This is a genomic window from Elusimicrobiota bacterium (genome assembly GCA_016722575.1).
In the GTDB taxonomy this organism is placed as follows: domain Bacteria; phylum Elusimicrobiota; class Elusimicrobia; order FEN-1173; family FEN-1173; genus JADKIY01.
Map to the genome: position 1 here is coordinate 493,169 of JADKIY010000002.1, position 12,507 is coordinate 505,675.

8 protein-coding genes and 1 tRNA gene are annotated in these 12,507 nt (G+C 64.3%); 3 read left to right on the forward strand and 6 right to left on the reverse strand.

What is annotated here, in order from left to right; genetic code table 11:
- The first annotated feature begins 371 nt into the window (after positions 1-371).
- Both IPP68_05840 and IPP68_05845 read left to right on the forward strand, forming a co-directional pair.
- Positions 372-1,601, forward strand: coding sequence for an ammonium transporter (locus IPP68_05840; protein ID MBL0349878.1), 1,230 nt, complete (start codon positions 372-374; stop codon positions 1,599-1,601).
- 13 nt (positions 1,602-1,614) lie between these two features.
- Positions 1,615-1,956 (forward strand): P-II family nitrogen regulator, encoded by a 342-nt coding sequence (locus IPP68_05845; GenBank protein MBL0349879.1) that lies wholly within the window; start codon positions 1,615-1,617, stop codon positions 1,954-1,956.
- Positions 1,957-2,044: 88 nt separating this feature from the next.
- On the opposite strand, the gene IPP68_05850 is transcribed toward IPP68_05845, so the two are convergent.
- From IPP68_05850 to IPP68_05870, 5 genes are all read right to left on the reverse strand, one after another.
- Positions 2,045-2,638, reverse strand: coding sequence for a response regulator (locus tag IPP68_05850; GenBank protein ID MBL0349880.1), 594 nt, complete (start codon positions 2,636-2,638; stop codon positions 2,045-2,047).
- A 38-nt stretch (positions 2,639-2,676) separates the two neighbouring features.
- Positions 2,677-6,039: a UvrD-helicase domain-containing protein gene (locus IPP68_05855; GenBank protein MBL0349881.1), complete on the reverse strand. Its 3,363-nt coding sequence runs from the start codon at positions 6,037-6,039 to the stop codon at positions 2,677-2,679.
- Positions 6,036-9,089, reverse strand: coding sequence for a PD-(D/E)XK nuclease family protein (locus IPP68_05860; protein MBL0349882.1), 3,054 nt, complete (start codon positions 9,087-9,089; stop codon positions 6,036-6,038). Before IPP68_05860 ends, IPP68_05855 begins: the two co-directional genes overlap by 4 nt.
- 32 nt (positions 9,090-9,121) lie before the next feature.
- A tRNA-Leu gene (locus IPP68_05865) sits at positions 9,122-9,207 on the reverse strand.
- A 19-nt stretch (positions 9,208-9,226) separates the two neighbouring features.
- Positions 9,227-10,591 carry a TrpB-like pyridoxal phosphate-dependent enzyme gene (locus IPP68_05870; GenBank protein MBL0349883.1) on the reverse strand — a complete coding sequence of 455 codons (1,365 nt, stop codon included), beginning with the start codon at positions 10,589-10,591 and terminating at the stop codon, positions 9,227-9,229.
- 267 nt (positions 10,592-10,858) lie between these two features.
- Here IPP68_05870 and IPP68_05875 point away from each other — a divergent pair, with 267 nt between their 5' ends.
- Positions 10,859-11,341 (forward strand): type II secretion system protein, encoded by a 483-nt coding sequence (locus IPP68_05875; protein ID MBL0349884.1) that lies wholly within the window; start codon positions 10,859-10,861, stop codon positions 11,339-11,341.
- A gap of 36 nt (positions 11,342-11,377) precedes the next feature.
- On the opposite strand, the gene IPP68_05880 is transcribed toward IPP68_05875, so the two are convergent.
- Positions 11,378-12,475 carry an LOG family protein gene (locus tag IPP68_05880; protein ID MBL0349885.1) on the reverse strand — a complete coding sequence of 366 codons (1,098 nt, stop codon included), beginning with the start codon at positions 12,473-12,475 and terminating at the stop codon, positions 11,378-11,380.
- Positions 12,476-12,507 lie beyond the last annotated feature (32 nt).

Below are 12,507 nucleotides of genomic sequence, written 5' to 3' on the forward strand. Positions count from 1 at the left end.
CCCGCACTCTGTTATAATCCCGGCGACACAACGGCGTGTCGACCACGGGATTCAACACGGTCGTTGGATCCCGAGCCCGTCATGGGGATGATAGGGGACACGCCGGGACGTGGACGTCCCGCTTTCGAATTCTTCGGAAGTGGGAATTTTTTTGCCTGCCCGATTTCCTTTTCGCCCCGCGGGAACAACCCTCAGGAGGTTTCAGCGTGATGCGGAAGCCCATTTTATTAGCCTTTCTCCTACTCGCGTCGGCCGCACCGTTCGCGGCCCAGGCGGCGCCCTTAAACGGTCTCTCGGAAAACCAAACCCGCGAAGTGGCGGCGATGGTGGACCGGGCCGTTTCCGATAAAATCGCGGCGGCCAAGCCCGCCGTGGATACCGGCGACACGGCCTGGATCCTCATCTCCGCCGCCCTGGTATTGATGATGACCCCTGCCCTGGCGTTCTTTTACGGCGGTCTAGTCCGTCGGAAAAACATGCTCTCGATCCTCATGCAGTGCTACATGCTCATGGGATTGATTACCGTGGAGTGGGTGTTGATCGGTTATTCGATGTCCTTCGGTCCCGACCGCCACGGGCTGATCGGCGGTCTGGACTGGTTCGGCCTCTGCGGCGTCGGCTTGGCGCCCAACCCGGACTACGCCGCGACCATTCCCCACCAGGCCTTCATGGTCTATCAATGCATGTTCGCGATCATCACCCCGGGCTTAATCCTCGGGGCCTTCGCGGAACGGATGAAGTTCTCCGCCTTCTGCGTTTTTTCCCTCCTCTGGTCCTTGTTCGTCTACAACCCCGTGGCCCATTGGGTTTGGGGCGTGGGCGGCTTCCTGCGCCAGATGGGCGCCCTGGATTTCGCGGGCGGCGCCGTCGTTCATGTCAACGCGGGCATGGCCGCCCTGGCCGCGGCCCTCTTCCTGGGCAAGCGAAAGGGCTTTCCGACCCATATTTCCCCCCCTCACAACCTGCCCTTCGCGGTGTTGGGAGCGGGGCTGCTGTGGTTCGGCTGGTTCGGCTTTAACGGCGGAAGCGCCCTGGGCTCCGGCGCCCTGGCGACCAACGCCTTCGTGACCAGCCACATCGCGGCCGGCACGGCGGGCTTGGTTTGGGCTCTCCTGGATTGGAAAGTCAATTCCCACCCGACCATGCTGGGAACCATCACCGGCGCCGTGGCGGGCCTGGTGGCCATCACCCCGGCGGCCGGGTTTGTGGACCCCCTCGGGGCCCTGGCCATCGGCGTCACCGTCGCGATCATCTGCTTCGTTTCCGTGATGTACGTCAAAGGCAAGTTCGGGTATGACGACTCCCTGGACGCCTTCGGCGTGCACGGGGTGGGCGGGTTTTGGGGCGCTTTGGCGACGGGACTCTGGGCGACCAAGGCGGTCAACGCGGCGGGGGCCGACGGGCTCCTCCACGGGAACCCGCTTCAGTTCTGGATCCAGATCAAAGCCACGGTCATCACCGCGGCTTTTTCCTTCGTGGCGAGTTTCGCCTTGCTGTGGCTGGTGGACAAAGTCCTGGGGCTCCGGGTCTCGGAGCAGGACGAGCGCATCGGCCTGGATCTGACGCAACACCGCGAGACGGCCTACACGCTGCTCGACTGATCGGGAGGACGACATGAAATACATTGTGGCCATCATTCAGCCGGACCGATTGGACGACGTCCTGCAGGTCCTGGAGGAAAAGGAAATTCATTTGGTGACCGTGACGAGCGTCATGGGTCGGGGCCGTCAAAAAGGCATCTCCGAAGTCTACCGGAGCGTCAAAGAGGCGGGCAGTCTGCTCAAAAAGGTGAAGCTCGAAATCGCGGTCAACGACGAATACGTTCAGCCCACCGTCGAAGCCATTCAAAAATCCGCGCGCACGGGAAACATCGGGGACGGGAAGATATTCGTCCTGGACCTGGGGCAGGTGATCCGGATTCGAACGGGAGAAACCGGGCGGCTGGCCATCGGCTGAAACACGGCGAAACGGTTTCCGGCGGCGGGCGCTTCCGAATTCGGGAGCCCCGCCGCTTTTTTTTCGCGTCGGGGGCGGGGAGAGAAGGTTAGGCGACTTTGCTGGCGGCGGGAACGGGCAACAACCGGCGAACTTCCTCGAGGAAGACGTCGGACTTGAAGGGTTTGGCCACGAAGCCGTCGGCGCCGGCTTCCCGGGTTTCCTCCCGGGAGCGCTCCACGTCGAAGCCCGTCATGGTCAGGATGCGCACCTGCTTGAGGCGGTCGTCGTTCTTGACGCTTTCGCAGACCTTGAGGCCGTCCACGCCCGGCAATCGCAGATCCAGGATGACCAGCGTGGGCACCAATTCCGAAATCATTTTCCCGGCGTCGAAGCCGTTTTCGGCTTCGTGATATTCCACCGCGGGGTAGGCTTTTTTCATCAGGCGAAGGATCATTTGGCGAAGGCGCGGTTCATCGTCCACCACGAGCACCCGGGGAGGGCCCTCGTTCATCAGCTCCGCCGGAACGGGGATGTTGTGCGCCCGAAGGAAAACGAGGATGTCGTCGTCCCAAACGCGTCGATGGCCGCCGCCCGTCGTGAACGACGGGAGGAGACCTTCTTCGATCCACCGGCCCACGGTGGGGGGCGTTACATGGCAAATGCGGGCGATGTCGTGTGTGCCGAACGCTTTTTCACGCATAAGAAACCTTTCCCAGACCCTTATTCATACCCTAAGTATCATTTCTTGTCAATGGTTTTTGATTTCAAAACTTTTACAGAACACCCCGTCCGAATAAAAATCACCTCGAAATCACAATCCAAACCCAGGGAACGCCTGATTCCTTCCACATAAGCCTCTCCCTGGGCTTCGTATTCCCGAGCGCGGGCCGCTTCTTCCCCCGGTGTCACCCGGTCGGTTTTGAAATCCGCGACGATCGTCCGCCCCTCCGCGCGATAAAGGAGGTCCAGGGAACCCCGAAGAATTTTTCCGTCCCGAGGAAAGAGGACCGGGGCCTCCCGCAAAAGGACCTCCGCCTCCCGAAGAACCCGGGCCGCGGGGGAATCCGCAAAACCCTCCAGCAGGCGCCGGGCTTCCCCGGCCAACACCGCCCAATCAAACCGGGGCCGATCGCCCCGTAAACGTTGGACCGCCGCGGAAAGTGCGGTCTCAAGGCCGGCACCGGTAAAATCCCATTCCGCCAATACCGAGTGGCACAACTCGCCCAGAACGGCGGCGTTGGTCCGCCGTCCCTGTTCGTCGGGAAGAAGAGCGTCGCTCCCATGATCGGCCTCTTCGGGGGGATATTGAGGCGTCGATCGGTCGATGGACGGCGGGGCGGCCTTTAAATCGGAGGGACGAAGGAACAGATCCCCCCGGGGAAATTCCGCGTGTTCCTTCCGCCGTCGTTCCCAGGCGCGGTTCCGGCCCGGGGAAGCGAGACGATCCCGGGGAGCGGCCGTCCGGGGCCACAAGGGATCCCCGCCGGCCGGGCCGGCGGCCCGAACCACCGGCAGGCGAAGACCGTCCGCGAAGGACCAAACGCCGTCCGACTCCGTCACGCCCCGGCGAAGCATCGCCATAAAAGACCCGGGGGCGTCCTTCCGTTGGCCCAGCAAGATCACCCGTTCCCGCGCCCGGGTGGCGGCCACGTAAAAAACGCGAACGGCTTCGTCGGCCTCCCGACGGCGCTCGTCGGCTTCCAGAAAAGCCATGGCGGCGTCGGCCCATTTTCGTTCAATCAATCGATGGCCCGCCCGATCCGCCGCCCAATCCAACCGGACGGCGGGGGGGTTTCGGGCGCCGCCCTGAACTTTGGCCGACAAGTTCGGCAGAAAAACGATTTTGTATTCGAGGCCCTTGGCTTTGTGCACGGTCAAAAGTCGCACGGCGTCGACGCTCTCCTCGCCCAGGGGACTTTCCCCCTCCTCCACGCCTTCGCCCACGGCCCGGACCAGCCACCGGACAAACCCCGTCAACGTTTCCCCCCGCCCCTGGTGAGCCTCCCCGGCCAAGCGGGCCAATTTGAAAAGGTTCGACACGCTTTGTTCCCCGTGATAGGCGGCCGCGGCGGCCGCCAGGATCGGGGATTCCCGAAGAACGCGCTGGGCCAACACGCCCAGGGAATCCCGGGCCGCCGCGGCCCGCAAGGCCCCCGTCCAACGTTGAAATTCCCGAAGGGCGTCCCAGGCGTTGTCGGAAAGGTCCGGGGGCCGGGTTTCGCCGGTCCAGGCGTCGGCCTCCGACAGGGCCAGGAGGTCCCGGTCCTCCAGGGCCACCAGGGGCGACCGGAGGAGCCCCACCCGGGCCACGCGATCGGCGGGATCCACCAGGATACGGAGGAGGTTTAAGAAATCCATCACCTCCGGCGTGCTGTAAAAACTGCGGTCGCTCTCGACCAAATAGGGAATGCCCGAGGATTTGAGCGCCTCCATGTACACCGTGAGCGCCGCGGTGCTTCGAAAAAGCAGGGCCACGTCGCCCAGCCGCCAGGGGCTCGAGGCGGGGCCGACGTGTTCCACGATCCACCCGGCGATCCACCGGGCCTCGGCGGCCTGGGCCGACCGGGCGGAGGACAGCGCCGGGTCGTCGAACAGGACAAGCTCCACCCCGCGTTCGCCCGCTTCGCCCGAAGGGGCGCCGGGACGCGGCAGCAACGGACGGTACAGGGGCTGGAGGCCCGGTGATTCGACCATCAGGTCCGTAAAAAGGCGGTTGACCGGCCCCACGATGCCTTCGTGGGTGCGGAAGCTCATTTGAAGATCGCACCGAAGACCGCCCTGGGCCAACACCAGGTCGACGAAGGCTTCGTAGGCGCGGATGTCGGCCCCGCGAAAGCGGTAAATGGATTGCTTGGGGTCGCCGACGATGAACAGCTTGCCCGGGGCCAGGGACACCTCGCGCCAGGACGTCGCCTCGCTGTCGGCGGCTTCGGCCAAATAGAGGAGCGTTTCGCCCTGAAGAGGATCCGTGTCCTGAAATTCGTCCACCAACACCGCGCCGTAGCGCGCCTTCAATTCCCGTCGAACCTCGGGATGTTGCGCCAGGAGGTCCCGGGCGCCCCGGAGCAAATCGTCAAACCCGAGCCACCCCGCCGATCGAAACCGGGCGCGGAACCGCTCCACGAAGGGATCCAACAACCGTCGGGCCCGGGCCACCGCGCGTTCCCCCCCGGGCGACACGGTTTTGGCGACGGTCAGGGCTTCGCGGTAGAGCGCCTCGCCGTCCAAACCCGCCCAGGCGGCCGGCCACTCCTTGGCCTTCTCCTCCCACGGATCCTCCTCGGTTAAGGGACCGTCGATGTTTTCCAGGGCTGTCTCCACCGATCGCAACCGCTCCGCCACACGAACCAGGGACGCGAGCATCTTCCCCAGGCGGGGAACCGGCTTTCCCTCCGGCAGGGTTTCAATGGAACGGCGCAGAGCCGCCAGACGCGCCCCGAAAGTTTCCGGCCGGGAAGGGGGCGTGGTCCGCTGGGCGAGGGATCGGGCCAGAAGGGCCAAATCGCCCAGCCCCACGTGGGGGAGGACGTCGCGCCACAGGCCCTCCGACGGCCGGCCGGGGACAAGTTCCTCCTCCAACCACCGGGCCCACTCCTCCCGAAACAACGATTCAAAAGCTTCCCCGTTGTCCACCCGAAACCCCGGAGTCAGGCCCGCCTCCATCGGATAAAGCTTCAGCAGGGTGCGACAAAAACTGTGGAGGGTCCCCAGGGGCGCTCGGTCCAATTCCCGCAGGGCCTCGGTCGCCATGGCCCGCAGACGGTCGTCGGTGGCGTTGAAATCCGCCCGGGCCTCCCGGACCCAGTGATCCGTGCGGTCCCGCCTCGACGGAGACAGGACGCCGCCCCCCAGGCGGAGCAACAAATCCCCCAAACGCTCCGCCAACCGGACTTTTATTTCCCCCGCGGCCTTGTCGGTAAAAGTGAGCGCCACCACCCGCGTGATGGGAAGGCCCTCGCCCTCCGGCCCTCCCGCCAACAGAAGGAACATCAGCCGGTCCGTCAGCAAGGTGGTTTTGCCGGTTCCGGCGCCGGCTTCGACCACCAAATTGACGGTCAGATTCTTACGCGCCAAATCCCGGGCCGATTGGTCCAAAATCACGCGTTCCCCCCTTTGGACCGGCGGGGTTTTATCGGTTTGGCGCTCGCCGCCGCAGGGCGCGACGATTCGATCGCACCGTCCCCGACGGCCCGCTCGGCTCTCGCACGGGAGGGGCCGTGGGCTTTCCGACAGGCGGCGGCGAAAGAGCAATAGCCGCAGTGGCCTTCCGGCCCCTCGGAGGGGCGAATGGCGAAGACGCCGCCCGCCAGGCCGTCGAACAGCGCCTTCTGGGCCTCGTGAACCGCCGCGCGGGCGTCCCGCCATTCCTCGGCGGTGAATTCCTCGAATTCGTTGGTGGCCAGGTATTCGTAACGCACGCCCGCCGACGGCGCCGCCCCGCCGTCCCTTCCCACCAGCAAATCCAAGTAGGCCGGGGCTTGGTGCACGTGGCCCTTCAGAATCCGGCTCGAAAGAGATTCCCGACGGGACCGATTTTTATAATCCACGACCGTCCGGGCGCCCGTCGCCGGGTTTTCGTCCACCCGGTCCAGGCGACCGTTCCAACGGAAACCCGCCGTGGGGTGGGGCGCCGACCGCTCCCATTCCAATTCCACGGGACGACGGCCCGTCGCCCGCAAATCGTCGACGTCCCGCCGAACGAAGGCCGTCAGCCGGGAGAGAACCCCGTCGGCCAGGACGTCCCAGAGCAACGGCGGGGGACCCTGGGGGGAACGCCGCAGGGCGTCGAAGAGAGCCCGGGTTTTTTCGCGCACGCGCCCCACCGCTTCCTCCGCCGTCGGGACCGGACCGCCCCGAAAACCGCCGTAGGTTTGAAAGAGAATTTCGTGCTGGATTTTGCCGAGGAACGCCGCCGACACCCGCGCCCCGTCGTAAATCGGCGACGGCGACGGGATCCGGAGCACCCGGGACATGAAAAATTCAAAGGGGCAGGAAACGTAGGTTTCCAACGCGCTGGGCGATATGCCTCGTTGCTCGAGACGTCCCAGCCAGGCCGTCGGACGCCCCACGAGCCCGTCCTGGAGAATCGGCGGCCCCCAGGAGGCCAGGGCCCCGGCTCGGGCCACCAGGGTTTTCCATTCGGCGGGCGGCGACCGGCCGTCCAGCAAATCCACCAGGCCCGCTTCCTCGGGGGTGAGGGCCTCGGAAGGGAGGTCGTTCCATTTGCGCCGGGGAGATCGGGGGATCTGGTCCGCCGCCTCCAAGGAATGTCCCGTCGCCCGGGCGAGTTCCCGCAGATAAAGAGAGGGGATTTCCGCGCGCCCGTCCTCCCGGGAACGGGCGTAAACGGCGGTGAGCCCCTCCCGGGCCGACCCGGCCAAAAGGCCGAAAAGCAGTTTTTCCTCGTCGTAGCCTTCCATCTTGGGAAGTATCCAATACCCGCCGGGGTCCCGGAGAACCCGGCGAAGGTCGTCGGTCAACAGCGGGTCTTCGCTCACCGCCCGGGGGAACACCCCCTCGTTGAGCCCGATCAGAAAAAGCCAGCGAAACCGCTCGCCCCGGGCCTCCATGGCCCCCAGGGCCCGCACGCCGCCGTCGGGCGTTCCGGGAAGACGCGCCCGGGCCACCGCTTCCCGATAGGTTTCCGCGAATTCCTCCTCGGACACCGGGGGCGAAAACAAGTCCAGGGCCGCCAGATTTTCCAGGAGGGAATCGAGGCGCGCCCACACCGCTTCGTTGTCCGCGTCCCGTCGGACCAAGGCCGCCAAGCGTTCCCGGGCGTCCCCGGCCCGGGCCGACCAGGTTCGAAGCCCGTCGGGGGCGGGGCGGGACAACGACTTTACGAGGGCGATCAACGCCTCGGGCGGGTTTTCCCCTCGCAGACCCTCCGGGAGCGGGTCGCCTCCCGGCGAGGCGTGCACGGGCGTGTCCCACCGGGGTCCCGATCGTCCCAGAGCTTCCCGGGCGGCGGCCCGCGCCGCAGCGGGAAGCGCCGTTTCCGCGAGCGCGGGGGAATCCACGATGTCCAACAGAAGGTCCCGATCCCTGGGACGGAGCGGAAAGGCCAGCGCGTGAACGGCCAGTTTCGCCGCCGGGTGCCCGAGCAACGGCCCCCCATCGGAAATCGACAGGGGAATCGCCTCCGCCTCAAACACGTCCCGCGCCGTGTCCGACCGGCCTTCCAACCCACGGGCCACGACGCCGAAATCGCTCCACCGGGCGTCCGGATGTTCTTCTTTCAGCCGTCGAATCTCCTTGGCCGCGCGCCAAAGGTCGTCGCGGTCCCCGGACACGCCCACAAAACGGAGGTTTCGAATCGGCGGGTCGGCGGCCAGGGCCGGGTCGAAAAGGTTTCCGGCGGCGCCGGACAAGGCGTCCTCCGCCGTCTCGGGAAGGGCCGTCACCACGGCCCCTCCCGCGCCCAATTTGACGTCCAAAAACCGCTGGGCGAAAGACCAGACGGGGCGACCCGACTGGCACGGGAAAAAAAGCGTGACCGACGCCGCTCGGGAAACGGCGTCGAAGAATTCCGACTGGGCGCCGTTCAAATCGTAGAACCCGTAGTACATCAATTCGTCGTAGGGGGCGAGAAGGTCGGGCGAGCGTTCCAAGACGGAGGCCGCCCGACGTGCCAAATCCGACGAAGTGGCGACGTGGAGGCTCTCCAGGGTTTCCCGGACCCGGTCGGTCAAATCCAGCAGGCGCTGCAATTTGGCGTTCCCGGGGATTTCCAAATCGGTGAAATGCTCGCGGAAAACGGCGCCCTCGACGCCGGCCTCCAACAAATCCCGAACGGCCGCCCGGTGCGCCCCCGCCAAGGAGCGGGCCCGGTCGGGCGGCAGCCGCCCCTCCTCCAAAAGGATTCGCTCCATCAACCGCTCGTGAAAAAGCTCGTCGTTGACGATCGTGGGAAGGGCCGCCCCGGAACGCCGAAGAACCTCGAGGGAAAGAGTGTGCAGGGTCTGAAAATGCAGGTTGGCGAAGGAGAGCCCGCTCTCCAGGGTCAGAAGCTGCTGGAGGCGGTCGGCCATTTGCTGGGACGTGGTGACCACCGCGACGCGGCGGGTCAGTCCGGGCGGATCGGCCCGGAGGCGATCCACAAAGGCCTTTTCAAGGGCGGGGAAGGAACCGGTTAGAATTTTGAGGGGCATGGGTTCGAATCGCGTCGGCGAATCAAATTGAATGCCCGGGGTGGGACTTGAACCCACACGAGCCTTGCGGCCCTCAGGATTTTAAGTCCTGTGCGTCTGCCAGTTTCGCCACCCGGGCAAAAAACGTTGGAGAAAGGTTACGCCTTGACGGACGGCAGGCCGGCCAGCGCCATGGCCAATTCGGACTCCTCGTAGCTTTGGTCCGTCAAGCGCCCCGCGAAATATTCCATGTAGGCGCCCATGTCGAAGTGCCCGTGGCCGCAGAGGTTGAACAAGATGGCCTTGGACACCCCCTCGGTTTTGCACTTCAACGCCTCGTCGATGGCGGCGCGCACCGCGTGGTTGGCCTCGGGCGCGGGCAGAATGCCTTCGGCCCGGGCGAACTGAACGCCGGCTTCAAAACATTTGATCTGGGGGTAGGCCCGGGCTTCGATCAACCCCAATTCCTTGACGTGGCTGACCAGGGGCGCCATGCCGTGGTAGCGCAGGCCGCCCGCGTGGAACCCCGGCGGGGTGAAGGTGGAGCCCAGGGTGTGCATTTTAACCAGGGGCGTGAGATGGGCCGTGTCGCCGAAATCGTAGGCGTATTTTCCCCGGGTGAGGCTCGGGCAGGCCGCGGGTTCCACCGCGATGATCCGAGCTTTTTTCTTCCCCCGAAGCCCCGCGCCGATGAACGGGAAAGCGATTCCACCGAAATTGGAGCCGCCGCCGGTGCAGCCGATGACGATGTCGGCCTCGTCCCGGGCCATCTCCATCTGGGCCATGGCCTCCAGGCCCACGACGGTTTGGTGAAGCAGGACGTGGTTCAACACGGACCCCAGGGCGTATTTGGCGCCGGGGTCCTTGGCCGCGACCTCCACGGCTTCGGAGATCGCGATCCCCAGGCTGCCGGGGTGTTCCGGCCGGGCCTTCAAAATGGCGCGGCCGGCCTGGGTGTCCATGGAGGGCGACGCCGTGCAACGGGCGCCGAAGGTTTCCATGAGGGCCCGACGGTAGGGCTTTTGGTTGTAGGACACCCGGACCATAAAAACCTGAATTTCAATGCCGAATATGGCGCCGGCGAAGGCCAGGGACGACCCCCACTGGCCCGCGCCCGTTTCCGTGGCGATTCGCTTGGTGCCCGCCTCCTTGTTGTAAAATGCCTGGGGCACCGCGGTGTTGGGCTTGTGGCTGCCGGTGGGACTCACGCCCTCGTATTTGTAATAGATCCGAGCGGGCGTTCCCAGGGCCTTTTCCAGCCGGCGGGCGCGGTAGAGGGGCGAGGGGCGCCATTGGCGGTAAATGTCCCGGACCGGCTCGGGGATCTCGATCTCCCGCTCCGTCGAGACTTCCTGTTGAATGAGGGACAGGGGAAACAGGGGTTCCAAATCCGACGGGCCGATGGGTTTCAGGGTTCCCGGATGGAGCACCGCGGGCGGCGGCGTGGGCAAATCGGCCACCAGGTTGTACCAGAACTTGGGAAGTCGGGTTTCGTCCAGCAGGTATTTTACGGTGTCGGTCACGATCGCCTCCGTCGAGAATGGTCCCGTTGCCGTCCTATTCTACCATTCGGGGAAACGGGTTCACCGTTTCGGGCCGGGCCCTTGCTTTTTTCCATTCGGGATGTAGCCTTAGATCAGGGGAGTGCCATGCGGCGGAAAAGCCCACAAACCAACGGTTTCACCCTCCTCGAACTGATGCGCGCCCTTGGGTCGGCTCATCGAACCGGCCCAAGGACGGCGGATGTGGGTCCCCGGCCTTCGGACGGGGCCCCTCCGACCGTGGTGCCCATGCCCGCCTCCTCCCGAAAGAAATCGGGCTTTACTTTAATTGAATTAATGTTGGTTGTCGCGATTATCGGTTTGCTGGCGGCCATCGCTATCCCGAAGTTCGCCGACCTCGTGATCAAGGCCAAAGAAGCGGCCATTAAAGGCCAATTGGGATCGTTGCGAAGCGCCCTTTCGATTTATTACGCCGATAACGAGGGGTTCACTTTCAATGGAGGGATTCTCACCGCCAATATTTTCTGGTCCGCCATGACAACGGGGGGCAAGTATTTAAACGATCCCATTTCCATCTCAATACCGACACAACCCAGCCACACAAACGCCAAGGGCCTAATGGGCGCCAGCCCCGGATTTCTCCTCATTGATTGGGCCACGACGAATCTTGAATTAGCGGCATGGTCCTATGGGGGCATGGGGAACAGCGCCGACATACACGTCAACTGCACCCACACGGACTCCAAAGGCACCACGTGGAGCCTGTGGTAATCGCTCCGAGGGCGGGCGACTGGGAAACCGAAGAAATTAGAGAGCGTTTAAGGCGTTGATGAGCTGGCGCAGGCGGCCGTAGTTGATGCGGTTGAAGGGAAACACCAGGCGGGGCAAATCGGGCCATTCGGATTCTTCGGGGAGAGCCTTGGTGATGGTCATGGCCGCGCCGGGCAGCACGATGTCCTTGAAATCCCGGTTGAGCATTTTAAGCGGGATCTCCTCCGGGGCCTTCTGCAGGCGGATCACCATGCGGTCCTTCACGTAGCGCAGGGAATGGTAGTTGCGGTAAAACCCCGCGATCTCCTCCGCCGCGTTGCTGACCGAATCGGTCACTTTAAAAAGGCTCATATCCTCCTCGGAAATCTTCTTCTTCCCCAACAGATTTTTCCGTACGTATTTTTCCCAGTCGGACCAATAGCTCCCCCCCGGCGTTTCGATGAACACGATGGGCATGGGGTCGCATTTGCCGGTTTGAACGAGGGTCAGGACTTCCATGCCCTCGTCGTGCGTGCCGAACCCGCCGGGGAACAGGGCCACGGCGCTGGTTTCCTTGATGAACATCAATTTCCGGGTAAAGAAAAACCGGCAGTCGATGAAGCGCTCGCCCTTGTCCACGAATTCGTTGGCCGACTGTTCGAAGGGCAGTTTGATGTTGATGCCGAAGCTGTTTTCCGCACCGGCCCCGTGGTTGCCCGCCTGCATGATGCCGGGCCCCGCGCCCGTGATGACCATAAACCCTTTTTTGACCATTTTGCGGGCGAAGGCCCGGGCCTGCTTGTAATCGATGTCCGACGGGCGCGTGCGGGCGGAACCGAAAATGGTGACCTTGCGCCGGTCCCGATAAGGGCGGAACACCCGGAACCCGAAACGCAGTTCCCGAATGGCGCGGCTTAAAATCTTCACGTCGCCCCGGGAGAGGTGGGCCTGCTGGGTTTTAAGCGCCGTGACGATGATTTCCCGCGCCAAATCCGTGGTGTCCGGGTCGCCTTCGCTCCGGGAGGCTTCGGCCGCTTTGGCGACCAGGGCGTCGATCTGTTCGGTGATGGCCGGGTCCCAGGCGTTGAAGGATTCCGTTCGGATTTCCTCGGCGGGGCGAATTTCGTTGTGCGGGTGGGGATCAGTGGGATTCATGGAGTCGACTCTTTCCGATGCGCAGTGTGTTC

Bases quoted from the DNA above. Each gene is read 5' to 3' on its own strand.
- IPP68_05850 (MBL0349880.1), bottom strand. From the start codon at position 2,638: ATGCGTGAAAAAGCGTTCGGCACACACGACATCGCCCGCATTTGCCAT.
- IPP68_05875 (MBL0349884.1), top strand. From the start codon at position 10,859: ATGCCCGCCTCCTCCCGAAAGAAATCGGGCTTTACTTTAATTGAATTA.
- IPP68_05845 (MBL0349879.1), top strand. From the start codon at position 1,615: ATGAAATACATTGTGGCCATCATTCAGCCGGACCGATTGGACGACGTC.
- IPP68_05880 (MBL0349885.1), bottom strand. From the start codon at position 12,475: ATGAATCCCACTGATCCCCACCCGCACAACGAAATTCGCCCCGCCGAG.
- IPP68_05860 (MBL0349882.1), bottom strand. From the start codon at position 9,089: ATGCCCCTCAAAATTCTAACCGGTTCCTTCCCCGCCCTTGAAAAGGCC.